The organism is Pseudomonas sp. Marseille-Q5115, from assembly GCF_916618905.1.
GTDB lineage: Bacteria > Pseudomonadota > Gammaproteobacteria > Pseudomonadales > Pseudomonadaceae > Aquipseudomonas > Aquipseudomonas japonica_A.
The window spans coordinates 3,470,672-3,496,048 of the sequence record NZ_CAKAKI010000001.1 but is presented as its reverse complement, the minus strand read 5'-3'; the positions used below and the strand labels follow the sequence as shown (position 1 = coordinate 3,496,048).

The following is a 25,377-nucleotide window of genomic DNA, read 5'->3' as shown; positions in this document are numbered from 1 at the left end:
CAAGCTGCAGGATCACGGCAGCAAGCATGGACAGCAGGCCGAGCCATACCGCGGGTTCGCCAGCTACCAGCGGCAAGGGAGCGTAGAGCACCAATGCCTGAAGCACCGCAGCCAGCACCAGCAAGGCACTGACAAAGCCTTGCAGCGTTTGCCGCGGGTTGTGTTTCCACTGTGGGATCAGCGGGGCGAACAGCAGGTTGCCCAACCCGATGAAGGCCAGATGAAAGGCATCGGTCTGCGACAAGTACGGCAGGGCGCCCGGCGCAAGGCCGGGCAGGGCTGCCAGGAGCAATGCGCCCGCGCCCGTTAGGAGATGAACGTTTTTCAACATGTTTATGACTCACATTTTTTCAGAGGATCAAGAAGCGCTGATCCCTCGTGGCACACGTGTGTAATGTGAACGGACGACCGGAGGGATAGGCCTATGCGCCAGCGCACCGGCCCTGCATGACAACCGCATGGAACAGAAAAGGAAGCGGTGACTCGAAGGGAATTGGAAATGCGCGAGCGACACACTGGGTATTTAACAGGAAACTACCCCCCGGACTCAATTCCATCCGGCTGGCGTGGCACTTTGCACCCCCTTTGCCGACGTCCGGCGTCTGGCCCTGTCGCAAAGGGAAGGCTGCGCCATTCAGGCGCTCTTGTTACAGTAGCCCGTGCACCTTTTGAAACGTTTAAACCAACAAGGGGAACTCCATGGCAATTGATATCGGTATCAATGAAGAAGACCGCAAGTCGATCGTTGACGGCTTGTCGCGCCTGCTGGCGGACACGTACGTGCTGTACCTTCAGACGCACAATTTCCACTGGAACGTCAGCGGCCCGATGTTCCGCACCCTGCATTTGATGTTCGAAGAGCAATACAACGAACTGGCCCTGGCGGTCGACTCGATTGCCGAGCGTATCCGTGCGCTGGGCTTCCCGGCGCCAGGTACGTATGCCACCTATGAGCGCTTGTCGAACATCAAGGTTGAAGAGGGCGTGCCTGCGGCCGAGGAAATGATCAAGCAACTGGTCACCGGTCAGGAAACCGTGGTTCGCACTGCGCGCAGCCTGTTCCCGCTGCTGGAAAAGGTCAGCGATGAGCCGACCGCTGACCTGCTGACCCAGCGCATGCAAACCCACGAGAAAACCGCGTGGATGCTCCGCGCCATGCTCGAAAACCAGTAATACCGAGCTCCAAGCGGCAAGCGGCAAGCGGCAAGTGGCAAGCTTCAGGCTGGAATGCGGTGGTACGGCCACCGCGAACGGCTTGCGGCTTGCAGCTTGCAGCTGAGGATCCGTTTTCCTACCTTTCTTATCGCTTCGCTCCCTCCCGCCTTCCACGTCCCAGGGTTTAGATAGGCCTGGGCTGCGCCGTTGCGTGCGCGGACACTGCCAAGGAAGGTGCTCTGATGTTTACCGATTGTCCTAATCCCGTTCGCGGCTGCGGCGCGGCAAAGTTGCTGCTTGATCCATTCCAGAAAGATTTCGACATGGCGTTGGCGCAACCCACTGCCCGCTCGGTGAGGCTTAACGGTTTCGCTACCTGCCTGCGCCTCGAACAGGTGTACTGGAACATTCTCGAGGCCCTGGCTGGGCGAAACGGGTGCTCGGTGAGCCAGTTGTTGTCGTATCTGGACCGGGAAGTGCATTTGCGCCACGGCGGCGTGAAGAATTTCAGCGGGCTGGTACGGGTAGTGTGTGTGGCGTATCTGCTGGAACAGGACGGCCAAGACCGTGAACCAGGCGGTGATTGACTGCTTTAAGGCGATGAACGCATAGCGGGGCGCTTGCAGGTGGGCGCGGTTAACCAGATATAATTCCGCGCTTACGTCAACCAGCGCCCATCAGGGCCACGTTTGTAGCCGAGCGCCTGTAATATGCCCCTGTACAATTACCAATGCGAAAGCTGTGGTCACCAACTGGAAGCCATCCAGAAAATCAGTGACGCCCCCTTGACCGACTGCCCGGTCTGCGCGGCGGCACAGTTGAAGAAAACCGTATCCCGCGCCGGTTTCCGGCTGGGCGGCACTGGCTGGTACGAAACCGATTTCAAGACCGGCGCCAAGAAAAACCTCGCCGGCGCCGACAAGGCCGACTGAGTTGCCCCCCTTCGCCGGGTGCTGCACACTCCCGGTAATGCGGGCCTGCCCGAACACGACTGACTATAAGTGAACCAACCATCATGATGCGCAGCCACTATTGCGGCCAATTGAACGAGAGCCTGGACGGCCAGGAAATCACCCTTTGCGGCTGGGTCCACCGCCGTCGTGACCATGGCGGGGTAATCTTCCTGGACATCCGCGACCGTGAAGGCATGGCCCAGGTGGTCTTCGACCCTGATCGCGCCGAGTCCTTCGCCGCTGCCGACCGCGTACGCAGCGAATACGTGGTGCGTATTTCCGGCAAGGTGCGCCTTCGCCCGGCGGGCGCGGTAAACCCGAACATGGCCTCCGGCGCCATCGAAGTGCTTGGCTACGAGCTGGAAGTGCTCAACGAAGCCGAAACCCCGCCGTTCCCGCTGAACGAATACTCCGACGTGGGCGAAGAAACCCGTCTGCGTTACCGTTTCATCGACCTGCGTCGCCCGGAAATGGCCGATAAACTGCGCCTGCGTTCGCGCATTACCAGCAGCATCCGTCGCTACCTCGACGAAAACGGCTTCCTGGACGTCGAAACCCCGATCCTCACCCGCGCCACGCCGGAAGGGGCCCGCGATTACCTGGTGCCAAGCCGCACCCACCCCGGCAGCTTCTTCGCCCTGCCGCAGTCGCCCCAGCTGTTCAAGCAACTGCTGATGGTCGCCGGGTTCGACCGCTACTACCAGATCGCCAAGTGCTTCCGCGACGAAGACCTGCGTGCCGACCGTCAGCCTGAATTCACCCAGATCGACATCGAGACCAGCTTCCTCGACGAAAGCGAGATCATGGGCCTCACCGAAGGCATGATCCGCAAGTTGTTCAAGGAAGTGCTGGACCTGGAATTCGGCGAATTCCCGCACATGACCTTCGAAGAAGCCATGCGCCGCTACGGTTCGGACAAGCCAGACCTGCGCAACCCGCTGGAACTGGTTGACGTTGCCGACCAGCTCAAGGACGTGGAATTCAAGGTATTCAGCGGCCCGGCCAACGATCCGAAATGCCGCGTTGCCGCCCTGCGCGTGCCAGGTGGCGCGAGCATGCCGCGCAAGCAGATCGACGATTACACCAAGTTCGTAGGCATCTACGGGGCCAAGGGCCTGGCGTACATCAAGGTCAACGAGCGCGCCAAGGGCGTGGAAGGCCTGCAATCGCCCATCGTGAAGAACATTCCGGAGGCCAACCTCAACGTGATCCTGGATCGCGTGGGCGCGGTGGACGGCGACATCGTCTTCTTCGGTGCAGACAAGGCCAAGATCGTCAGCGAAGCCCTGGGCGCGCTGCGTATCAAGCTTGGTCATGACCTCAGCCTGCTTACCTGCGAGTGGGCGCCGATGTGGGTGGTGGACTTCCCGATGTTCGAAGAGAACGACGACGGCAGCTTCAGCGCCCTGCATCACCCGTTCACCGCACCCAAGTGCACCCCGGCAGAGCTGGAAGCCAACCCGGCTGGCGCGCTGTCCCGTGCGTACGACATGGTGCTCAACGGCACCGAGCTCGGTGGCGGTTCGATCCGTATCCACCGCAAGGAAATGCAACAGGCGGTGTTCCGCCTGCTCGGCATCCAGGCGGAGGAACAGGAAGAGAAGTTCGGCTTCCTGCTCGACGCGCTCAAGTTCGGCGCTCCACCCCATGGTGGCCTGGCCTTCGGCCTCGATCGCCTGGTGATGCTGATGACTGGGGCGCAGTCGATCCGTGAAGTCATTGCGTTCCCGAAAACCCAAAGTGCTGCGGACGTCATGACCCAGGCACCAGGGGCAGTGGACGCCAAGGCGCTGCGCGAGCTGCATATTCGCCTGCGCGAACAACCCAAGGCCGAATAAACGGGCGCGCCCCGCGCAGCCCGGCAATTCCCCGCGCCCCCGCCGCGTTTCACGCGCGGGGGCGGTTTGTTATGAAAACGTTTCGGAGTCTGTATGGCCGGTCATTCCAAGTGGGCGAATATCAAGCACCGCAAAGAACGCCAGGATGCCAAAAGGGGCAAGATCTTCACCAAGTGGATTCGCGAGCTGACGGTCGCGGCCAAACAGGGTGGGGGTGATCCTGGTTCCAACCCGCGCCTGCGCCTGGCGCTGGACAAGGCCCTGGGCGCCAACATGAGCCGCGATATCATCGATCGCGCCATTGCTCGCGGCGTGGGCTCTACCGAAGGCGAGAACGTCGAGGAGCTGGGTTACGAAGGCTACGGCCCGGGTGGCGTTGCCATCATGGTCGAGGCCATGACCGATAACCGTAACCGTACGGCGGCCGCGGTGCGCCATGCCTTCAGCAAATGCGGCGGCAACCTGGGCACCGATGGTTCGGTGGCGTACCTGTTCGAGCGCAAGGGCCACCTCAGCTTTGCCACCGGCGTGGATGAAGATGCCCTGACCGAAGCGGCCATCGAGGCCGAAGCCGACGATGTAGTCAGTCATGAAGATGGTTCGGTGGACGTGTTCACCTCGTTCGCCAGTTTCTACGGCGTACGCACGGCGCTGGAAGCCCAAGGTTTCAAGGCGGTCGACGCCGAGATCATTCTGGAACCCAGTACCCAGGTCGACCTGGACCGTGAGGGCGCCGAAAAGGTGTTGAAACTGATCGATATGCTCGAGGACCTGGACGACGTGCAGAACGTTTATTCCAACGCGGCCATCGCCGATGACGTCATGGAACAACTCGGTTGAGCCTTATTCTCGGGATTGATCCTGGTTCGCGCATCACAGGCTATGGCGTGGTGCTTGACCGTGGCCTGGGGCGAGGGTGCGAATACATCGCCTCGGGCTGTATCCGCACCGGTAGCGGCGAGCTGCACGAACGCCTGCAAGTGGTCTATCGCAGCGTGCGCGAAGTGATTGCCGCCCATGGCCCTGTAACCATGGGCATCGAGCGGGTGTTCATGGCCCGTAATGCCGACTCTGCCCTGAAACTGGGGCAGGCGCGGGGCGCGGCGATCGTTGCTGCGGCGGAAGAGGGCCTGGAAATCGCCGAGTACTCGGCCACTCAGGTCAAGCAGGCGATCACCGGTACGGGCGGCGCGAGCAAGGAGCAGGTCCAGCTGATGGTCATGCACCTGCTCAAGCTCACCACCAAACCCCAGATCGATGCGTCCGATGCCTTGGCGATCGCGCTGTGTCACGCTCACACCCGTTCCAGCCTGGTTCCGCATGGCTTGAGCACGGCCCGTAGCCGCGGTGGTCGCCTACGGCTTTGACCGCATCATCCCTTACAACATTTTTATTTGCCGACGCTGCTCATGCTGCGATCATGCGCACTGGCTCGTGAAGGGCCCCGGTTCCCCCATGGGTGTCGGCATTTCAGGACTTTTACGTGATCGGACGCTTGCGCGGCACCCTGGCGGAAAAACAACCGCCTCACCTGATTCTCGATGTGAATGGGCTTGGCTACGAGCTGGAAGTGCCCATGACCACGCTTTATCGCCTGCCGCCGGTGGGCCAGCCGCTTACCCTGCATACGCACCTGGTAGTGCGTGAGGATGCACAGCTGCTGTACGGCTTCTACGAGCGCCGTGAGCGTGAGCTGTTCCGCGAGCTCATCCGACTCAACGGGGTAGGCCCCAAGCTGGCCCTGGCCTTGATGTCCAGCCTGGAGGTGGATGAACTGGTGCGCTGCGTGCAGGCGCAGGATACCAGTGCGCTGGTCAAGGTGCCCGGTGTGGGCAAGAAGACCGCCGAACGCCTGCTGGTCGAACTCAAGGACCGCTTCAAGGCCTGGCAAACCTCACCGGCAATGTTCGAACTGGTGCCCGACGACGGCGTAATGCCGCGCGCGCCGGTGGCCACCGCCGAAACCGACGCGGTGAGCGCGCTCGTCTCACTGGGCTACAAACCGCAGGAAGCCAGCAAGGCTGTGTCTGCCGTGAATGAAAAGGGCCTGTCGAGCGAGGACCTTATCCGCCGGGCGCTCAAGGGGATGATCTGACGTGATCGAAGCCGACCGCCTCATATCCGCCGCCGGGCGAGACCGCGAAGATCAACAGGACCGCGCCATCCGGCCGCTCAAGCTGGCTGAGTACATTGGCCAGCCCGTGGTGCGCGAGCAGATGGAGCTGTTCATCCAGGCGGCTCGCGGGCGCTCCGAGTCCCTCGACCACACCCTGATCTTCGGGCCGCCCGGGCTGGGCAAGACCACCCTGGCCAATATCATCGCCGAGGAAATGGGCGTCTCGATCAAGAGTACCTCCGGGCCGGTGCTGGAGCGCCCGGGAGACCTGGCTGCGATGCTCACCAACCTCGAGCCTCATGACGTCCTGTTCATCGATGAAATCCATCGGTTGTCACCGATTGTCGAGGAAGTGTTGTATCCGGCCATGGAAGACTTCCAGCTGGACATCATGATCGGCGAAGGGCCTGCCGCCCGTTCCATCAAGCTGGACCTGCCGCCGTTTACCCTGGTGGGCGCGACCACTCGCGCCGGCATGCTCACCAACCCTTTGCGCGATCGCTTTGGCATCGTGCAGCGGCTGGAGTTTTACAGCGACGCAGACCTGGCCACCATCGTTGCCCGCTCCGGGCGCATTCTCGGCCTGGCCATCGACGCTGAAGGTGCCTACGAAATCGCTCGCCGCGCCCGGGGAACGCCGCGTATTGCCAACCGCCTGCTGCGGCGCGTACGCGACTATGCCCAGGTGCGTGGCAAGGGCGACATCACCAAGCCCGTGGCAGACCTGGCGCTCAACCTGCTGGATGTGGACGAACGTGGCTTCGACCACCAGGACCGCCGATTGCTGCTCACCATGATCGAGAAGTTCGATGGCGGCCCCGTTGGCGTAGATAACCTGGCCGCGGCGATCAGCGAGGAACGGCACACCATCGAAGACGTGCTGGAGCCTTACCTCATTCAGCAGGGCTACATCATGCGCACACCGCGGGGGAGGGTGGTCACACGGCACGCCTACCTGCATTTCGGGCTTAACCGCCCCGAACGTTTCGAGCCAGGCGCCCCCGAGGAATTGCAATGAAAGGGTGCGTGCACGCTGATCGAATGCGCGTTTCGATGGTCATAGTCGCTGTTGTGACGGTTGGGTCGTCGAGAGCCTCCAAGTCATTGAAAAAACAATTGCTCGGCCGGATTGGCAACCCAGGGAGTTCGCACTAGAGTATGCGCGCGCAAAACGGGCTTGCGCCGTTCGTTCATCGTTGTCGCGTGTACTACGAAGACACCGATGCCGGCGGCATCGTTTACTACGTCAATTACCTCAAGTTCATGGAGCGGGCACGCACCGAGCGTCTGCGCGAGCTGGGCTATGTCCAGTCCGTGCTCGCGGCGGAAAACCTCCTGTTCGTGGTTCATTCCAGCGAGGCGCGCTATCACGTGCCGGCGCGGCTGGACGACGAATTGCTGGTGAGCGCCAAGGTAAGCGAATTGAATCGCGCCAGCCTGCGGTTTGTTCAGCAGGTACGGCGAGCATCGGATCACCGGCTGTTATGCGAGGGCCAGTTCCTGGTGGCTTGCGTGCGTGCCGACAACTTCAAACCCCGAGCCATTCCACCCGCCATGCATGCGGCATTTGCCGCCGATGATGGCTTGGGTACAACTCAAGAGCAGGAGAACCAGCGTGGAAGCTAACGCCGTCGACCATACCTCCATGTGGAGCCTGGTCAGTAACGCCAGTATCGTGGTGCAGCTGGTGATGCTGATCCTGGTGGCCGCCTCGGTCACCTCGTGGGTCATCATTTTTCAGCGCAGCAACCTGATTCGCGCGGGCCGCCGTGCCCTTGATTCCTTCGAAGAGCGCTTCTGGTCCGGGATCGACCTGTCCAAGCTGTATCGGCAGGCCGGAAGCAACCCTGATCCGGATTCGGGTGTGGAGCAGGTCTTCCGCGCCGGCTTCAAGGAGTTTTCCCGCCTGCGCCAGCAGCCAGGGGTAGACCCGGATGCGGTCATGGAAGGCGTGGGCCGTGCCATGCGCGTGGCTATCTCCCGGGAGGAAGAAAAGCTCGAGCAAACGCTTCCGTTCCTGGCCACCGTAGGTTCCACCAGCCCGTACATCGGCCTGTTCGGTACCGTATGGGGGATCATGAACTCCTTCCGCGGCCTGGCCGCCGTGCAGCAAGCCACCCTCGCCACCGTGGCGCCGGGTATCGCCGAAGCACTGATTGCCACTGCCATCGGCTTGTTCGCGGCCATTCCAGCGGTGATTGCCTATAACCGCTTCGCCGCGCGCAGCGAAACCCTGATCAGCCGCTACTACACCTTCGCCGACGAGTTCCAGGCGATCCTGCACCGCAAAGTGCACACCAGCGAAGAGTAAGCAGGTACTTCCAATGGCTCGAGTTCGGCAAAAACGCAAGCCGGTGGCCGAGATGAACGTGGTGCCCTACATCGACGTGATGTTGGTACTGTTGGTCATCTTCATGGTCACCGCACCCATGCTCAATCAGGGCGTGAAAGTGGACTTGCCCAAGGTGTCCAGCGAGGCCTTGCCGCAAGACAACAACACCCAGGTGCTGACCATTTCCATCAAGGCCGACAAAACCTACTACTGGAACCTGGGCAGCGAAGTCGACACCGACAAGCAGATGGACCGTGCACAAAGCCTGCCCCAGATGACTCAGGCGGTGACGGCGATCATCAACCAGGGCAATGCCAATGGGAAAAAGACCCAGGTGTTCATCCGCGGCGACAAGGCGGTCGACTATGGTGCCGTGATGGGTGCCATGGGTGGCCTGCAAAAAGCTGGCGTGGGTAATGTCGGCTTGATCACCGAGGCCCCGTGATGCGACATCGAGAGCATTCCGCCTCGGAAAACTACTTCTGGCCCACGGTGTGGGCCGTCGCGCTGCATGTGCTCATTTTCGGCATGCTGTTCGCAAGCTTTGCCATGACGCCGGAGCTTCCGCCCGCCAAGCCTATCGTTCAGGCCACGCTTTACCAGCTCAAGTCCAAGAGCCAGGCCACCACGCAGACCAACCAGAAGCTCGCTGGCGAGGCGAAAAAATCCGCCGCGCGCCAAACGGAAGTCGAGCAGATGGAAACCAAAAAGGTCGAGCAGGAGGAAATAAAGGCGGCGGAACAAAAGAAAGCCGAGGCCGCTCAAAAGGCCGAGGCTGCCGCCAAGGCTGACGAAGCCAAGAAAGCCGAGGCTGCCGCGAAAGCTGCAGACGCCGCAAAGGCCGCAGAAGCTGCCAAGGCCGCCGATGCCGCGAAAGCCGCCGAAGCGAAAAAAGCCGAGCAGGCGGATATCGCCAAGAAGAAGGCTGAAGAAGAAGCGAAGAAACAGGCCGAGGAAGACGCGAAGAAGCAAGCGGCTGAAGACGCGAAGAAAAAAGCCGCGGCGGATGCTGCCAAGGCGGCCGAAGACGCGAAGAAAAAAGCAGCTGACGACGCCAAGGCCAAGGCCGCCGAAGAGGCGAAAGCCAAGGCGGCAGAGGAAGCCAAGAAGAAAGCGGCTGCCGATGCGGCCAAGAAGAAAGCGCAGGATGCTGCCCGCAAGGCTGCCGAAGACAAGAAAGCCCAGGCGCTGGCGGACCTGTTGTCCGATACGCCGCAGCGGCAACAGGCACTGGCGGACGAGCAGGGTGATGAAGTCGCGGGCAACTTCGATGACCTCATCCGCTCACGGGCTGCCGAAGGCTGGGCTCGCCCACCGTCGGCGCGCAAGGGGATGACCGTAGTGCTGCAGATCAACATGTTGCCGGACGGTACCATCACCAATGTCAGCGTCGCGAAATCCAGCGGCGATGGCCCGTACGACAGTTCCGCGGTGGCGGCAGTGAAGAACATTGGCCGGTTGACCGAGATGCAAGGCCTCAAGCCTGCAGATTTCAACCCTTACCGTTCATTCAAAATGACATTCACACCTGAGGATCTTGCGTTGTGATTAATCTTCTCCGAGGCCTGCTTGTCGTGCTGTGTTGCGCGGCGGGGTTCGCCAGCGCCGATGAAAAAAACATTATGGTCACCAGCGGTTCCGACCGTGCCACTCCCATCGCGGTGGTGCCGTTCGGCTACCAGGGCGGTGCGCTGCCTGACGACATGGCGCAGATCATCGGCGACGACCTGCGCAATTCGGGTTACTACGCGCCGATTCCACGGCAGAACATGATCAGCCTGCCTTCCCAGGCCAGCGAAGTGATCTTCCGTGACTGGAAGGCCCTCGGCGCGCAGTACCTGATGGTGGGTAATATCGTGCCAGCTGGCGGCCGGCTTCAGGTTCAGTACACACTGTTCAACGTGGCCACCGAGCAACAGGTCAGCACCGGCAGCGTGAGCGGAGGCGTTGACCAGTTGCGCGACATGGCCCACTACATCGCGGACCAGTCGTTCGAGAAGCTCACCGGCATCAAGGGCGCGTTCTCTACCCGCATGCTGTACGTCACCGCCGAGCGCTTCGGCGGCACCAACACCCGCTACACCCTGCAGCGTTCGGACTACGACGGTGCCCGCGCCGTGACCCTGCTGCAATCGCGCGAGCCCATCCTCTCGCCGCGTTACGCTCCGGACGGCAAGCGCATTGCCTACGTGTCCTTCGAGCAGAAGCGTCCGCGTATCTTCATTCAATACGTGGATACCGGCCGCCGCGAGCAGCTGACCAACTTCGAAGGCCTCAATGGCGCGCCGGCGTTCTCGCCCGACGGTAATCGCCTGGCCTTCGTGCTGTCGAAAGACGGCAACCCGGAAATCTATGTAATGGACCTGGGCAGCCGTGGGCTGACCCGCGTAACCAACAGCCCGGCAATCGATACCGAACCCTTCTGGGGCAAGGACGGTTCCACTCTGTATTTCACCTCCGACCGTGGCGGCAAGCCGCAGATCTACAAAACCGCGGTTGGCAGCGGCAACGCTGAACGGGTGACTTTCGTCGGTAACTACAACGCAAACCCTAAACTGTCTGCCGACGAGAAGACTTTGGTGATGATCCATCGTCAAGATGGCTTCACCAATTTCAAGGTGGCTTCGCAAGACCTCGAGCGCGGTAACGTGAAGATCCTCACGGACTCGAGTCTTGATGAGTCGCCTACTGTTGCGCCCAACGGCACCATGGTAATCTACGCCACCCGCTCGCAGGGCCGGGGAGTCTTGATGCTCGTGTCCCTCAATGGACGCGTAAGGCTCCCGCTTCCTACCGCTCAAGGCGAAGTCAGAGAACCTTCCTGGTCCCCTTACCTGAACTGATGCGGCGCACAACGTTATACTTAACACACTGGGGTTCATTAGGAGTTTCACGATGGAAATGCTGAAGTTTGGTAAATTCGCTGCGCTGGCCCTGGCCATGGCTGTAGCTGTAGGTTGCTCCTCCAAGGGCGGTGACAACGCTGGTGAAGGCGCTGGTGCTGGTGCTGTCGATCCAAACGCTGGCTACGGTGCAAACACCGGCGCCGTCGATGGCAGCCTGAGCGACGAAGCCGCTCTGCGCGCTATCACTACCTTCTACTTCGAATACGACAGCTCCGACCTGAAGCCGGAAGCCATGCGTGCCCTGGACGTCCATGCCAAGGACCTGAAAGCCAGCGGTGCTCGCGTCGTTCTGGAAGGTAACACCGACGAGCGCGGTACCCGCGAATACAACATGGCGCTGGGTGAGCGTCGTGCCAAGGCTGTTCAGCGTTACCTGGTTCTGCAGGGCGTTTCCCCAGCTCAACTGGAAGTTGTTTCCTACGGCGAAGAGCGTCCAGTCGCTACCGGCAACGACGAGCAGTCCTGGGCTCAAAACCGTCGCGTCGAACTGCGTAAGTAATTCGTCATGCGAGCGTGCCGTCGTGCTTTAACTGCTATCGCGCTTGCCCTGCCGTTTTCGGTATGGGCAGCGGTTCCCGTGGTTGATGGAAGTGGTGCCGGAAACGGCAGCAGCTATCCACCCTCCGGTTATGGCACGAGCGGCGCCTACGCCGGGACGGGGGTCTCATCGGCCCCTGTCTCGGCGCAGGGCGAGCTGTTCATGCAGCTGCAACAAATGCAGGAAGACATTGCCCGCTTGCGCGGTCAACTGGAAGTCCAGCAAAACCAGATCCAGCAAATGAAGCAAGAAGCACTGGATCGCTATCAGGACCTCGATCGCCGTATCGGCACGGGTGCACCTGTGCAACAGCCGGCAGCTCCTGCCGATGCTTCCCAGAATTCCGCCACTGGCGGTGCCTCAGGCGCCGACATGGCTGCGGCGGGCGCGCCCGTCGACCAGGCCGCTGCCAGCGCTGAGCCGGCAGACCCCGCCAAGGAGAAACTCTATTACGACGCAGCCTTCGACCTGATCAAGGCGAAGGACTTCGACAAGGCGAGCCAGGCGTTCGCTGCGTTTCTGCGCAAGTACCCCAATAGCCAGTACGCGGGCAATGCCCAGTACTGGCTCGGCGAAGTGAACCTCGCCAAGGGTGACCTTCAGGGTGCCGGCCAGGCGTTCGCCAAGGTAAGCCAGCTGTACCCCAAGCACCCCAAGGTGCCTGACGCCATGTACAAACGGGCGGATGTGGAACGCCGGCTTGGCCACACTGATCGGGTGAAGCCCATCCTTCAGCAGGTCATCAGCCAGTTCCCGGGCACTGCAGCCGCCCAGTTGGCGCAGCGAGACCTTCAGCGGCTTTGATCGTACCGGTGAAGCTTCATGAACGAACCCGCGCATGCCGCGGGTTTTTTCGTTAGAATCTTCGCCCCTTATCAACAACCCTCCACCTTTCCGGCCCCGCCGAGGGGTGAGGGTGCTGGCGGAGGCGGGTGGCCTGTTTAGCTGCTACGCCCGTGGCGACCATGTCTGACACTCTACGTATTACCGAAATATTCCACTCGCTTCAGGGCGAGACCCGTACCGCTGGCCTGCCCACGGTCTTCGTTCGGCTTACGGGCTGCCCGTTGCGCTGTCAGTACTGCGACAGCGCTTACGCATTCAGCGGCGGCACGCTGTTCAGCCTGGACAGCATCATGGAGCAGGTTGCTGCACTGCGGCCACGCTATGTGTGCGTGACCGGCGGCGAGCCGCTGGCGCAACCTAATGCGATCCCGCTGTTGCAACGGTTGTGCGACGCAGGCTATGAGGTATCGCTCGAAACCAGCGGAGCATTGGACATCAGTGCAACCGATATTCGAGTAAGCCGGGTAGTGGACCTGAAAACACCGGGGTCCCGCGAATGCCACCGTAATCGCTATGAAAACATTGCGTTGCTTACGCGCAACGACCAGGTGAAGTTCGTGATCTGCTCGCGCGAGGACTACGACTGGGCAGTGTCCAAGGTCATTGAGTACAACCTGAGCGAACGAGCCGGTGAAGTACTCTTTTCTCCCAGCCATCACGATTTGAAAGCAAGCGAACTGGCAGACTGGATCGTTGCGGACAACCTGCCGGTTCGCTTCCAGTTCCAACTGCACAAATTGCTATGGAACGATGAGCCCGGCCGTTGAACCCCGCTGAACGAGGAACTTCCTGTGTCTGACAAGAAAGCCGTTATCCTGCTGTCCGGTGGGCTCGATTCCGCCACCGTGGTTGCCATGGCCCGCGCGGACGGGTACGCCTGCTACACCATGAGTTTCGACTACGGCCAACGCCACCGCGCCGAACTCGACGCCGCCGCCCAGGTAGCCCGGGACCTGGGCGCGGTGGAGCACAAGGTGATCGGCCTCAACCTCAATGGCATCGGCGGCTCAGCGTTGACCGACAGCAGTATCGCTGTGCCGGAAGCGCCGACCGAGGGGATTCCTGTTACCTACGTTCCGGCCCGCAATACCGTTTTCCTGTCGCTCGCGCTCGGCTGGGCGGAAGTGCTGGGCGCGAGGGATATCTTCATCGGGGTGAATGCCGTGGACTATTCCGGTTATCCGGATTGCCGTCCCGAATTCGTCGAGGCGTTCGAGCGCATGGCCAACCTGGCCACCAAGGCGGGCGTTGAAGGGCAGGGCTTTACCATTCGTGCCCCGCTGCAGAACCTCAGCAAAGCTGACATCGTGCGGGCAGGCGTGCGGCATGGGGTGGATTACAGCCTTACGGTTTCCTGTTATCAGGCGGACGACCACGGTCGCGCGTGTGGCAAGTGCGATAGTTGCCGGCTGCGCGCGGAGGGCTTTGCGGCGGCGGGCGTGGCGGATCCCACCCGTTACCAGTGACTTTTTTGCCTGGCTGGGGTTGATTACTGCTTAAAAATCAGTATGATGCGCACCACCAAGAGGGTCGTTAGCTCAGTTGGTAGAGCAGTTGGCTTTTAACCAATTGGTCGTAGGTTCGAATCCTACACGACCCACCACATTCAAGAGGCACCGCCAAGGCGGTGCCTTTTTCGTTTCCGGCCCTTCAGTTTGCTATACCTGCATCCGATAAAGGAATTGCCGTTCCCTCGTGCGCCGAGGCGCGGGAACGTCAAATGGTCTGATTGGTGCGGTAGAACGTCATGCAAATTGCCACCCCTCCGTTGAATGAAACAGCACGCCTGCGCATGCTGCACAGCCTCGACCTCCTGGATACCCCCGCGGAAGAATGCTTTGACCGTGCGACCCGGCTATTGGCGCAACTGCTGCGGGTGCCGATTGCGCTGGTGTCATTGGTAGATGCCAACCGGCAGTGGTTCAAGTCCAGGGTTGGCTTGGACGTATGCGAAACCTCACGTGACATCGCGTTCTGCGCACACGCTCTGAATGCCCAGCACATGCTGCTCGTTGAAGACGCCTTGGCGGATGAACGCTTTGCGGATAACCCGCTGGTGACCGAGGCCCCGTACGTGCGTTTTTATGCCGGGGTGCCTTTGAGTACGACCGATGGGTTGGTGCTGGGCACGCTGTGCGCCATAGACACCGTGCCGCGGCAGCTTTCGGATGCGGAAAAAGCAGGAATGATGGACCTTGCACGCATGGTTGAACGGGACCTTTTGCAGCGCTCCGTGGCGCGGGACGTTCGGCGTGTAAATGAAGATGAGCGGCAAGCCAGGGCGGTGGTGGAGGCGCGGTTTGCGACCGTCTTTCAGCAGGCGCCGACCGGCAAGGCCCTGGTAGACCTCACCGGCCACTTCACAGAGGTGAATGCCAAGCTCTGCGAACTCACAGGCTACACCCGCGCTGAGCTGATGAGCCAAACGTTCGCTGCCATTACTCATGCGGATGACCTTCAAGCTGATTTGTCGCTGCACGCCGAGCTTTTGGAAGGTCGTCGAAATACCTATTCTCTGGAAAAGCGCTATATCCGCAAGGACGGCACGGCCGTGTGGGTGGAGCTTAGCGTTGCATTGGTACGCGATGCTTTGGGGCAACCTCAGCATCTCATTGCGGACATCCTGGATATTTCGCTGCGCAAGCAGGATGAAGCCTTGCTCAAGGATTACCAGGCCGAGCTGGAACGACGGGTACAGGTTCGCACTGCAGAATTGGTGAGAAGCCGCAGTACCTTGCAGACGATCACAGACAACCTGCCGATCCTTATCTCTCACGTGGACAAGGACCTTCGCTACCTCTTCAACAATGACGTGTACCGCCAGGTGTTCGGCGTGGCTCCGCAGGCTCTCGTAGGTCGGCGCATCCAGGAAGTGCTATCGCCGGCCCTCTATGAGGAACTTCTGCCTTGGTTCCGGCGGGCATTGGCTGGCGAGCGAGTGGTGAATGACCATGTGCACTATGTGGCTGACCGCACGTGTGTGTGGGCTGCCACCTACATACCTGACATTCGGGACGGCGAGGTTCATGGTTTTTTCGTGATGTCGCAGGACGTGACCGAGCGCAAGCAAGTAGAGCGATCGTTGCGTGACAAGGCCATGCGCGATCCACTCACGGGCCTGCCGAACCGCCGCGCGCTCACGGAGCTGTTGGCGCAGATGGGGCAGGAGCCTGCATCGTCGTTTGCCATGCTGTTCCTTGACCTTGATGGGTTCAAGGCCGTCAACGATGCGTTCGGCCACGACGTGGGCGATGAACTGCTCAAGGAAGTCGCGCTACGGTTGCAGCATACGGTTCGCAAGGTAGATTTTGTGTGCCGCCTGGCGGGGGATGAGTTCGTTGTGGTGGCTGAAGGCGTAGGAAGCGAGGCGATTGCCGGCCGGATTGCCGAGAAGGTGTGCTCTGCCTTGGCGCAGCCGTTCCTGCTCAGTGCCGGTACCGCCGATATTAGCGCTAGCGTGGGTGTGGCACTGCGTTCACGCCATCCGCTGGACGAGCTGGACAACATTCTTAACCTGGCAGATGCCGCGATGTATGAGGCCAAGCGGCGTGGGCGCAACGGCTACCAGATAGCCAGCGGTGAAGCTCGGCTACCGGTAGCAACGTAACTTAGAAGATAAACTTGAAGAGCGCGATCACCACGATCAAGCCGATCAGGAAAATGATCCCTACGGTACCGCCCAGGAACTTCAGCATGGTCTTGCTCCTTATCCGATGTGTAGGAGATAGACCATGGCGTTGCGCGTTCCGTTTCCTTCAATCGAAGCGCCGAATGTGCGCGAGGCTTCAACCAGGCGGCTTCGGGGCTATTCGGCGTGCCTGGCGCCAACGAACGTGAGCGATGCGAAGTACGCATAGCTGTCGATATTGTTATCCCCCTTTACCGGAACCAGGGCTTCGGCGGCCAGTACGTTCAGCCCTTCATTGCGGATGGTGATACTGACCCGGCCGTTGGCGTCGGTTTTACCGCTTACCGTGCCTGGCGCACCACGGTAATCCGCGAACACATCCACATCAGCCATTGGCTTGCCGGCGGACAGTACCTTTACCGGTAGCGCCTGGCCGGGCTTGAGCGTGGCTGGGTCTACCTCGGGCACGATGACCAGGCCAAGCTGGTCCAGTTTTGGCAGTTGCTGGTAGGGGCCATTCAGGGCGATGGTGTATTTGGTGGCCTGCATCGACTGCTTGGCGTCTTTTATCTCCTTGCGCCCCTTGTTTTCCCAGCGGCCGTCTTTGGTTTCGCTCCATACACCGGCGTCGAATTCCACAGCGGTTATCGCGGCCGGGCTGGCGGGCGCCAGCCGGGCATGGTCGGTCAGCCGTTCGATGGTGAGAGGCACCGCCTTTGCGTCGGCCGCCCATGCCCAGCCCGCTTTTACCGCGGCCGGCTCGAAGGCATCGTCTTCGGCGCCTTCACCAAAGACCACTTCGGTGTGGCCGCGGCGTTGTTCCGTCCACAGGCCATGCGCTTGGGCGGCGGTTGCGAACAGAAGGGGAAGGGCAATGAAAAGGGCGGACAGGCGAACTGGGTTCATGAGCGGTTCTCTAGGTTCAAGCTGGCAATCCTACCGACAGAGCCTTCCCGGCGCCTCGGCTACACTGTTACCGAATATTTAAGCGGCAGTCACCTTGCCAGGGCCATATCCCTCTGCTAGGTTACAAAATGTTAACGATGACATTCTGTACAAAAACAAGAAAACCACAGGGTCCCTCGCATGAACAAGCATCCTCGGCTTCGCTTCGCCCGTACGTTCCTGTCCGCTGCGCTTTTAGTCACGCTCCCATTGGCCGCCAGCGCCGCGCCCGCTCCGCTGAAGATCGGTGCCTCGTTTCAGGAAATCAATAATCCCTATTTCGTCACCATGAAAGGCGCGCTCGAAGACGCGTCCACCAGCATTGGCGCGACCTTGTTAGTCACCGATGCCCGCCATGATGTTTCCAAGCAACTCAGCGACATCGAAGACATGCTCCAGAAGGGCATAGATATCCTGGTCATCAACCCGACGGATTCGGTCGGCGTGCAGTCGGCGGTAAAAATGGCCCATGACAAAGGTGTGGTCGTTGTGGCTGTGGACGCCCAGGCCGAGGGGCCGCTGGATGCCTTTGTGGGTTCGAAGAATTTCGACGCGGGCGTGCAGGCGTGCCAATACCTGGGCGAGAAGCTGGGAGGCAAGGGTGACGTCGCCATCCTCGACGGTATCGCCGTGGTGCCTATCCTGGAGCGTGTCCGAGGCTGCAAGGAGGCCTTGGGCAAATTCCCGGGCATCAAGATCGTCAGCACCCAGAACGGCAAGCAGGAGCGGGACCAGGCCCTGAGCGTGACCGAGAACATGCTGCAGGCGCAGCCTAACCTCAAGGGGCTGTTCAGCGTGAACGACAACGGGTCGCTGGGTGCCCTGGCAGCCATCGAAGCCAGTGGCATGGACGTGAAACTGGTGAGCGTGGACGGCGCGCCCGATGCCATCAAGGAAATCCAGAAATCGGACAGCAAGTTCATCGCTACCTCAGCCCAGTACCCGCGAGATCAGGTGCGTATCGCCCTCGGGCTGGCGCTCGCGCGCAAATGGGGTGCGCAGGTGCCCAAGGCGGTGCCGGTAGACATCCTGCTGGTGGATCGCGACAAGGCCAAGACCTTCACCTGGTAACCGCGAACGCTGAACGAGTGACAGCCGAGGTGAGCGATGGGCAGCCTTTTGCAGCTGACGGACATTTCCAAACGATACCGCGGGGTGCACGCCCTCAAGGGGATCGACCTGAGTGTGGAGCGTGGGGAGATCCACGCGCTGCTGGGTGAGAACGGCGCCGGCAAATCCACCTTGATGAAGATTCTCGTGGGGGTGGAGCATCCGGACAGCGGTACGATCGAGTTCGATGGCCAGGCCCGGCGCTTCGCCACCTACCACGACGCGATCGCGGTGGGCATTGGCATCGTGTTCCAGGAATTCAGCCTGATTCCCTACCTCAACGCGGTGGAAAACATTTTCCTGGGCCATGAGCAGGTCGGCCGTTTCGGCCTGCTGCGCAAGCGGCACATGCGTGAGCGGGCCGCGGCGTTGTGCGATCGGCTTGGGGTGGACATTGACCTGAGCTGCCCGGTGCAACATTTGAGCGTGGCCCAGCAGCAATTTGTGGAAATAGCGAAGGCGCTGGCGCTTGAGGCGCGCCTGCTGATCCTTGATGAGCCCACCGCCACGCTTACCCCTGGCGAGGCCGAGTTGCTGTTCGATGTAATGCGCGAACTCAAGCGTCAGGGGGTGGCGATGATTTTCATCTCCCATCATCTGGAGGAAATCTTCGAGGTCTGTGACCGCATCACAGTGCTGCGTGATGGGGCCAACGTGGGCGGCATGGCGACTGCCCACAGTGATCTGGACCAACTGGTGGAGATGATGGTCGGGCGCAAACTCGCCAACAGCTTTCCACCAAAGCCCGAGTACGCTCAGGGCCAGGAAATCGTATTGGATGTCAAGCGCCTTCGGCTCGCCCGCAAAGGGCCGGAGAACAGCTTCACGCTACACCGCGGGGAAATCCTCGGCTTCGCCGGGCTCGTCGGCTCAGGCCGTACGGAACTGGCCCTGGCGGTCATTGGCGCCCTGCCCAGTGTAAGCCGGGAAGTGACCTTGAACGGCTCGCCGGTGAACCTCAAGGACCCGGCCGCCGCCTTGGCCAACGGTATCGGATTGTTGCCGGAAAGCCGAAAGACCGAGGGCCTGGTGCTGGACTTCAGCATTCGCGAAAACATTTCATTGAACAACCTCGGCAAGTACGAGCGCGCCACCGGGCTGATCGACCGTGGGCAGGAGCGCGACAGTGTGGCTGGGCTGATGAAAGCCCTGGCAATAAAAGCCCCGGGCCCGGAAAGCCTGGTAATCAACCTCAGCGGCGGCAATCAGCAGAAAGTGGTGATCGCCCGCTGGATAAACCATCACTGCACGGTGCTGATTTTCGATGAGCCCACGCGCGGCATCGACGTAGGCGCCAAAGCCGAAATCTACGGCCTGATGCGCAAACTCACCGAACAGGGCTACGCCATCATCCTGATTTCCAGCGAGCTGCCTGAAATCATCGGCATGAGCGACCGCGTGGCGGTATTCAACAAGGGCGCCATCGTTACCACCCTGCAGGGCAGCGCCATCAATCCTCAAGAGGTCATGCGCCATGCGACCGCAAGCCAGCGATCTGAACGCGTCCATTGAAACGGCTGCGCGCCCGCGCCACCGGCCAGGCGGCGACCTTGCCCGGCAACTGATCCGCTCCCCGGCGTTCTATCCGTTCGTGGGCCTGTTGCTGGTAACGACCTTCATGATCTTCGCCAGTGACAACTTCCTCACCGGCGCCAACCTGGAGAACATCGTTCGGCAGGTGTCCATCAACGCGATCATTGCCGTAGGCATGACGTGCGTGATTCTCACCGGCGGCATCGACCTTTCCGTGGGCCCTGTCATGGCGTTGAGCGGTACCGTCAGCGCCGGTTTGCTCGTGGCGGGGGTACCGCCACCCCTGGCTATCGGCGCGGGGCTGGTCATTGGTGCCGGCTTCGGGCTGGGCAATGGCTTGCTGGTGGCTTATCTGCAGATGCCGCCGATTATCGTAACGCTCGCCACCATGGGTATCGCGCGCGGCCTTGGGCTGCTGTACACCGACGGTTATCCCATCTCCGGCTTGCCGGAATGGTTCGCCTGGTTCGGCCGGGGCAAGCTGCTTGGTGTGCAGGTACCGATCCTGATCATGCTGGTCACCTACCTGCTGGCGTGGGTGATGCTGCAACACACCCGCATGGGTCGCTACGTGTATGCCATTGGCGGTAACGAGGAGGCTGTACGCCTGTCCGGGGTGCGCGCGGGGCGGTTCAAACTGCTGGTGTATGTGATCAGCGGGTTCACTGCGGCGGTGGCGGGGCTGGTGTTGTCTTCGCGGCTGATGAGCGGCCAGCCCAACGCCGGTGCTTCCTTCGAGCTGGATGCCATTGCGGCCGTGGTGCTGGGCGGCGCGTCCATCGCCGGTGGCCGCGGGGTGATCCTCGGCACCCTGGTAGGCGCCATGCTGCTAGGCGTACTCAATAACGGTTTGAACATGCTCGGCGTTTCGCCGTACGTCCAAAGTGTGATCAAGGGCGGGATCATCCTGCTCGCTATCTTCATCAGCCGCCAGCGCCGCCGCTAGGCGCACGTTCAATACACCCAAGTGCAGCTTGCGCGGCTGCTGGGTCACTTCGCCTTCAAGAAAGGAACATCGTCATGGAAAACAACACAGAGAACACCATGCAAGCCGTTGTGTGTCACGCACCCAAGGACTATCGGCTGGAACGTATCGGCAAGCCTCAGGCGCGGCCGCTGGAACTGGTGCTGCGCATCGGCGCGTGCGGCATCTGCGCCAGCGACTGCAAATGCCACTCGGGCGCCGCGATGTTCTGGGGCGGAGAAAACCCTTGGGTGAAGGCACCCGTGGTGCCGGGCCATGAATTCTTCGGTTACGTGGAGCAGGCCGGGGAGGGCGCCGAAGAACATTTCGGTGTGAAGGTAGGCGACAAGGTCATCGCAGAGCAGATCGTACCCTGTGAAAAGTGCCGCTTCTGCAAAAGCGGCCAGTACTGGATGTGCGAAGTGCACAACATCTTCGGCTTCCAGCGCGAAGTGGCCGAAGGCGGCATGGCCCAATACATGCGCATTCCCCGCACGGCCATCGTTCACAAGATCCCGGAGGCGATTTCGCTCGAAGATTGTGCCTTGATCGAACCCATGTCCTGCGCGATTCATACCGTGAACCGCGGCGACGTGCAGTTGGACGATGTGCTGGTGATCGCCGGGGCGGGCACGCTGGGACTGTGCATGGTTCAGGTGGCGCACCTGAAAACCCCGCGCAAGCTGGTGGTGATCGACATGGTGGACGAACGCCTGGAGCTGGCGCGTCAGTTCGGTGCCGACGTGGTAATCAACCCGTCCCGTGACGACGCCAAGGCAATCATCGCCGACCTCACCGACGGCTACGGCTGCGACGTATACATCGAAACCACTGGCGTGCCGGTGGGGGTGACCCAGGGCCTGGAATTGATCCGTAAACTGGGCCGCTTCGTAGAGTTCAGTGTGTTCGGCGCCGAAACCAGTGCTGACTGGTCGATCATTGGCGACCGCAAGGAGCTCGACGTTCGCGGCGCACACCTGGGACCGTACTGCTACCCCATTGCCATTGACCTGTTCGAGCGAGGCTTGATTACCTCCAAAGGCATCGTGACCCACAGCTTCGGCCTGGATGATTACGCCGAAGCCTTCGCGCTTGCCGATTCCACCCGCTCGATCAAAGTGCTGCTCAAACCCGTGGGGCAGGGCTGAGGTCATGACCATGGCGTATGTGATCGGTGTGGACATCGGCACCCAGAGCACCAAGGCCGTGCTGGTGGCTCCCGACGGCCAGTTGATTACGCGGCACAGCCAGGCCTATCGGGTAGACACCCCCAGGCCGGGCTGGGCCGAACAATGGCCGCAGGTATGGCTCGACGCCGTGTATGCCTGCGTTGCCGCCTGCACTGCCGCGGCGAAAGTAGAGCCTGAGCAGATCAAGGCGCTGTGCATCAGCAGCTTGTACGGCGGTTCGGGTATTGCGGTTAACAGCGCGATCGAGCCGCTGTACCCGTGCCTGATCTGGATGGACCGCCGCGCCGAAGCGCAGGTGGCCCAGGTGAAGGCGCAGCAGAATCTCGAGCAGCTGCAGGCAATCACCGGCAATGGCGTGGACAGTTACTACGGTTTTACCAAGATGCTGTGGCTCAAACAGGAGCGCCCGGACATCTGGCAACAAACGCGCTGGTTGCTACCTCCCAACAGCTACGTGAACCATGCCCTTACCGGTGAACTGGCCATAGACCACAGCAGCGCCGGCAACATCGGCGGGGTGTACGACATCAAGGCGCGTGCCTGGTCCGAACCGATGCTGAGCGCCCTTGGCATCGACTCGCGCCTGATGCCGCCACGGCTGTTGCACTCCGATGAAGTGGTAGGCGGGCTGCTACCGGGGCCTGCGGAAAAACTCGGCCTGGCGCCCGGAACGGCAGTGCTCGCCGGGGGCGTGGATGCCGCCATGGCAACGCTCGCAGCCGGGGTATCCCGCCCGGGCAAACATGTGGCGATGATCGGGACCAGCATGTGCTGGGGCTACCTCGACCACCAGGCCGACGCCCGTCATGGCCTGGTGAGCTTTCCGCATGTGTATGACGGCCAGCGGCAGCTTTACAGCTTTGGTGGGGCACTGACCGCAGGGGCGTCGGTGAGCTGGTTCCGGGACCAGTTCGCTCAGGCTGAAGGCGAACTGCCGCTGATCGAGGGCCAAGACCCTCACGCTGCGCTGGAGCGGCTGGCCGCAACGGTGCCAGCCGGTAGCGAAGGGTTGCTGTTCCTGCCGTACCTGATGGGCGAACGCAGCCCGGTGTGGGATGCCAAGGCCAGCGCGAGCTTCATCGGCCTGGGCCTGCACCACGGCAAGGCGCATCTGTACCGCGCCGTACTCGAAGGGGTGACCTATGCGCTTCGGCACAATATCGAAGCCGGGCGCGAGGCGGTGGGTGAGCTGGATCGGCAACTGATCGTGGTGGGCGGTGCCAGCCACTCCGACGTGTGGATGCAGATCATCGCCGATGTCACCGGGTTCGACGTGGTGACCATCGCTCAGGACGTGGAGGCCGCCTACGGCGCTGCCCTGTTGGCCGCTCACACGGCCGGGTTATTGGGCCCGGCGCAGTCGGAGCGCGGCTGGGTACAACTGCGCCAACGCGCCGTACCGAACCCGGCGGTTCGCCAGCGTTACGACACGCTCTTCGATGCTTACCGGCAATGCTACCCGGCCCTTAAATCAATCTTCCACCAGCTACGGAGTGCCCGCGATGAATAACCTGCGCTTCGACTTCAGCGGCCAGCGCGTGCTGGTCACGGGCGCGACCAGCGGCATCGGTTTGGAGGTCGCTCACCAACTGCTGCGGGCCGGCGCCACCGTATACGCCATGGGCCGTGCTGCCGACGCCCTCGAACAACTGGCTGGGGAAGGCGCGATGGCGCTGCAGGTAGACATCGCTGACCCTGGCGCGGTGCTCAAAGCCTGCGCCGAACTTCCGCCCCTGGACGGGCTGGTCAATTGCGCGGGCATCGCCTTGTTGCATCCGGCGGTTACTGTGGACCCCGCCACCTTCGATCAAGTGATGGCCGTGAACGTGCGTGCCGCGGCGATCATTGCCGGCCGCGTGGCCAAGGACATGATCGCCGCCGGTATTGCCGGCAGTATCGTCAACGTTTCCAGCCAGGCGTCCATGGTCGGCCTGGACGATCACTTGAGCTACTGCGCCTCGAAAGCGGCCATGGATGCCATGACCCGGGTGCAATGCGGGGAATGGGGCCAGTACGGTATACGCGTGAACGCGGTGAACCCTACCGTTACGCTTACCCCCATGGCTACCCATGCCTGGGGCGACCCGGCCAAGAGCGCGCCCATGCTCGCGGCAATTCCGCTGGGGCGGTTCGCCACCCCTGCGGAAGTCGCTGAGCCGGTGCTGTTCCTGCTCAGTAGCGCAGCGTCGATGATCAGCGGCGTGTGCTTGCCTGTCGATGGCGGATACACCAGCCGCTAGGCCTAGGCATTCACCAGCTCGCCCACCACCACCTCCCGCGCCTGGGGGCGCAGCGGGTCCCGGATACGCTCGAGCAGCAGGCGCATGGCGCTGGTGCCAGCCTGGGTACCGTCATGCGCGACGCACGCCACCGGGAACTCGAAGATATCGGCGAAAGGCAGGCGGTCGATCCCGCAGATGGCCATGTCGCTGCGGTGAATGCCTCGCTCGCGCAGCGCCTTGAGCGCGCCCAGTGTGATCAACTGGTTGAAGCCGAACAGTGCGTCGGGACGCAAGTGATCGTTCAGATAGCCCAAGGTAGCGGTGTAGGCGGGTTCCAGCGTGTAGTCTCCGGCGAGCACGTCCAGCTGGATCGGCCGATGGCTATCGGCGATGGCGGCTTTCACCCCTTCCAACCGGTCGTGGCTGATGCGCGAGCCCACCGGCCCGGTCAGTACAAGCAGGCGCTCGAGCTGTGGCGCTTTGGCCAACAGGTAGCGCGCGCCTTTCATGCCGCTGTGGTAGTTGTCGAGCACCACCTGGCTGAATGGCGCGTCTGCCAAGGCGCGATCAAGCTGGACCACCGGGACGTCACCATTGCCGAGGCGGCTGAGGTAGGCAGGCTTGTAGCCCGGTTCATCTGACACCGGCGACAGGATAATGCCCGCTACCCGGTAGCCGAGCAGGGTTTCAATGGCCTTTTCTTCCACATCGGCAAGCCCGTCGGTGTCGATCAGCATGATCGTATAGCCATGCTGCTTGGCCTCTCGGGAGATGGCCTTGATCATCTCGCTGTAGAAGGGGTTGTCCACCGACGCGGTAACCACGCCCACGATCAGGCTTTCACTGCGCTTGAGGCTGCGAGCGAACGCATTGGGGACGTAATCCAGGTCGCGCGCGGCAGCGAGAATGCGCTCCAGCGTGTCGGGCTTTACCAGGTGTGGCTTGTTGAAAGCCCGGGAAACGGTAATGGTGGTCACGTTGACCCGTCGAGCAACATCCGTGATGGTCGTGGAGGCCTTTTTGCTCATGGGGGCCCGGTACTCCGGCAATGGCTGTAACCGCATGATCCCACATCCCACCCTGGCCGCAAGCGGGCCATGT

At 61.5% G+C, this 25,377-nt stretch carries 26 protein-coding genes, 1 tRNA gene and 1 pseudogene; 25 read left to right on the top strand and 3 right to left on the bottom strand.

Translation table 11 applies throughout. From position 1 onward, the window contains the following. Positions 1–10 precede the first annotated feature (10 nt). A pseudogene (locus tag LG385_RS25545) lies at positions 11–331 on the bottom strand (cold shock domain-containing protein membrane protein); the annotation flags it as partial. A 368-nt stretch (positions 332–699) separates the two neighbouring features. On the opposite strand from LG385_RS25545, the gene LG385_RS15985 reads away from it, so the two are divergent. From LG385_RS15985 to LG385_RS15895, 19 genes are all read left to right on the top strand, one after another. Next, positions 700–1,173: a Dps family protein gene (locus tag LG385_RS15985; protein ID WP_181117246.1), complete on the top strand. Its 474-nt coding sequence runs from the start codon at positions 700–702 to the stop codon at positions 1,171–1,173. Positions 1,174–1,397: 224 nt separating this feature from the next. Further along, positions 1,398–1,742 (top strand): ribbon-helix-helix domain-containing protein, encoded by a 345-nt coding sequence (locus LG385_RS15980; protein WP_225775075.1) that lies wholly within the window; start codon positions 1,398–1,400, stop codon positions 1,740–1,742. A 123-nt stretch (positions 1,743–1,865) separates the two neighbouring features. Then, entirely contained in the window at positions 1,866–2,087 is a 222-nt protein-coding gene (locus tag LG385_RS15975) for an FmdB family zinc ribbon protein (protein WP_225775074.1), read from the top strand. An 83-nt stretch (positions 2,088–2,170) separates the two neighbouring features. Continuing rightward, positions 2,171–3,946: an aspartate--tRNA ligase gene (gene aspS, locus LG385_RS15970; protein ID WP_225775073.1), complete on the top strand. Its 1,776-nt coding sequence runs from the start codon at positions 2,171–2,173 to the stop codon at positions 3,944–3,946. A 93-nt stretch (positions 3,947–4,039) separates the two neighbouring features. Next, positions 4,040–4,786: a YebC/PmpR family DNA-binding transcriptional regulator gene (locus tag LG385_RS15965; protein WP_181118800.1), complete on the top strand. Its 747-nt coding sequence runs from the start codon at positions 4,040–4,042 to the stop codon at positions 4,784–4,786. Then, on the top strand, positions 4,783–5,313 hold the full coding sequence (gene ruvC, locus LG385_RS15960) for a crossover junction endodeoxyribonuclease RuvC (protein WP_181118801.1): 531 nt from the start codon (positions 4,783–4,785) through the stop codon (positions 5,311–5,313). The genes LG385_RS15965 and ruvC overlap by 4 nt, the downstream gene beginning before the upstream one ends. A 116-nt stretch (positions 5,314–5,429) precedes the next feature. Then, positions 5,430–6,041 (top strand): Holliday junction branch migration protein RuvA, encoded by a 612-nt coding sequence (gene ruvA, locus LG385_RS15955; RefSeq protein ID WP_181117252.1) that lies wholly within the window; start codon positions 5,430–5,432, stop codon positions 6,039–6,041. Between the two features lies 1 nt (position 6,042). Beyond that, on the top strand, positions 6,043–7,080 hold the full coding sequence (ruvB, locus tag LG385_RS15950) for a Holliday junction branch migration DNA helicase RuvB (RefSeq protein WP_225775072.1): 1,038 nt from the start codon (positions 6,043–6,045) through the stop codon (positions 7,078–7,080). A gap of 140 nt (positions 7,081–7,220) precedes the next feature. Then, entirely contained in the window at positions 7,221–7,688 is a 468-nt protein-coding gene (ybgC, locus tag LG385_RS15945; protein ID WP_225775071.1) for a tol-pal system-associated acyl-CoA thioesterase, read from the top strand. Continuing rightward, positions 7,678–8,373 (top strand): protein TolQ, encoded by a 696-nt coding sequence (tolQ, locus tag LG385_RS15940; RefSeq protein WP_181117255.1) that lies wholly within the window; start codon positions 7,678–7,680, stop codon positions 8,371–8,373. The genes ybgC and tolQ overlap by 11 nt, the downstream gene beginning before the upstream one ends. Before the next feature lie 13 nt (positions 8,374–8,386). Then, positions 8,387–8,839, top strand: a complete 453-nt coding sequence (tolR, locus tag LG385_RS15935) for a protein TolR (RefSeq protein WP_225775070.1) — start codon at positions 8,387–8,389, stop codon at positions 8,837–8,839. Further along, positions 8,839–9,942: a cell envelope integrity protein TolA gene (gene tolA / locus LG385_RS15930; protein ID WP_225776262.1), complete on the top strand. Its 1,104-nt coding sequence runs from the start codon at positions 8,839–8,841 to the stop codon at positions 9,940–9,942. The genes tolR and tolA overlap by 1 nt, the downstream gene beginning before the upstream one ends. Continuing rightward, entirely contained in the window at positions 9,939–11,237 is a 1,299-nt protein-coding gene (gene tolB, locus LG385_RS15925) for a Tol-Pal system beta propeller repeat protein TolB (RefSeq protein WP_181117257.1), read from the top strand. Before tolA ends, tolB begins: the two co-directional genes overlap by 4 nt. Before the next feature lie 52 nt (positions 11,238–11,289). After that, positions 11,290–11,799, top strand: coding sequence for a peptidoglycan-associated lipoprotein Pal (gene pal, locus LG385_RS15920; RefSeq protein ID WP_181117258.1), 510 nt, complete (start codon positions 11,290–11,292; stop codon positions 11,797–11,799). 6 nt (positions 11,800–11,805) lie between these two features. After that, complete coding sequence (gene ybgF, locus LG385_RS15915) at positions 11,806–12,642, top strand: tol-pal system protein YbgF (RefSeq protein ID WP_225775069.1); 837 nt, start codon at positions 11,806–11,808, stop codon at positions 12,640–12,642. A gap of 161 nt (positions 12,643–12,803) precedes the next feature. Beyond that, entirely contained in the window at positions 12,804–13,451 is a 648-nt protein-coding gene (gene queE / locus LG385_RS15910) for a 7-carboxy-7-deazaguanine synthase QueE (protein WP_181117260.1), read from the top strand. A 24-nt stretch (positions 13,452–13,475) separates the two neighbouring features. After that, a complete protein-coding gene (gene queC / locus LG385_RS15905) occupies positions 13,476–14,150 on the top strand; it encodes a 7-cyano-7-deazaguanine synthase QueC (protein WP_181117261.1) in 675 nt (224 codons plus the stop codon). Between the two features lie 61 nt (positions 14,151–14,211). Next, positions 14,212–14,287 (top strand) — tRNA-Lys (locus tag LG385_RS15900). Between the two features lie 144 nt (positions 14,288–14,431). Then, positions 14,432–16,291 carry a diguanylate cyclase domain-containing protein gene (locus LG385_RS15895; protein WP_225775068.1) on the top strand — a complete coding sequence of 620 codons (1,860 nt, stop codon included), beginning with the start codon at positions 14,432–14,434 and terminating at the stop codon, positions 16,289–16,291. A gap of 198 nt (positions 16,292–16,489) precedes the next feature. Here LG385_RS15895 and LG385_RS15890 read toward each other — a convergent pair whose 3' ends face one another. Then, positions 16,490–17,218, bottom strand: a complete 729-nt coding sequence (locus LG385_RS15890; protein ID WP_225775067.1) for a DUF4198 domain-containing protein — start codon at positions 17,216–17,218, stop codon at positions 16,490–16,492. A 180-nt stretch (positions 17,219–17,398) separates the two neighbouring features. Here LG385_RS15890 and LG385_RS15885 point away from each other — a divergent pair, with 180 nt between their 5' ends. The 6 genes from LG385_RS15885 to LG385_RS15860 all read left to right on the top strand — a co-directional run bounded on the left by LG385_RS15885 (position 17,399) and on the right by LG385_RS15860 (position 24,294). After that, positions 17,399–18,328, top strand: coding sequence for a substrate-binding domain-containing protein (locus LG385_RS15885; RefSeq protein ID WP_318781403.1), 930 nt, complete (start codon positions 17,399–17,401; stop codon positions 18,326–18,328). A 36-nt stretch (positions 18,329–18,364) separates the two neighbouring features. Continuing rightward, entirely contained in the window at positions 18,365–19,879 is a 1,515-nt protein-coding gene (locus LG385_RS15880) for a sugar ABC transporter ATP-binding protein (RefSeq protein ID WP_225775066.1), read from the top strand. Next, entirely contained in the window at positions 19,842–20,846 is a 1,005-nt protein-coding gene (locus tag LG385_RS15875; RefSeq protein WP_225775065.1) for an ABC transporter permease, read from the top strand. Before LG385_RS15880 ends, LG385_RS15875 begins: the two co-directional genes overlap by 38 nt. Before the next feature lie 74 nt (positions 20,847–20,920). Beyond that, a complete protein-coding gene (locus tag LG385_RS15870) occupies positions 20,921–22,012 on the top strand; it encodes a zinc-binding dehydrogenase (protein WP_181117267.1) in 1,092 nt (363 codons plus the stop codon). A gap of 10 nt (positions 22,013–22,022) precedes the next feature. Next, a complete protein-coding gene (locus tag LG385_RS15865) occupies positions 22,023–23,564 on the top strand; it encodes an FGGY-family carbohydrate kinase (RefSeq protein WP_225776261.1) in 1,542 nt (513 codons plus the stop codon). Further along, the gene (locus tag LG385_RS15860) at positions 23,557–24,294 is read left to right on the top strand and encodes an SDR family oxidoreductase (RefSeq protein ID WP_225775064.1); all 738 of its coding nucleotides are present in this window, start codon (positions 23,557–23,559) and stop codon (positions 24,292–24,294) included. Before LG385_RS15865 ends, LG385_RS15860 begins: the two co-directional genes overlap by 8 nt. Before the next feature lie 2 nt (positions 24,295–24,296). On the opposite strand, the gene LG385_RS15855 is transcribed toward LG385_RS15860, so the two are convergent. After that, positions 24,297–25,304, bottom strand: coding sequence for a LacI family DNA-binding transcriptional regulator (locus LG385_RS15855; protein ID WP_225775063.1), 1,008 nt, complete (start codon positions 25,302–25,304; stop codon positions 24,297–24,299). Positions 25,305–25,377 lie beyond the last annotated feature (73 nt).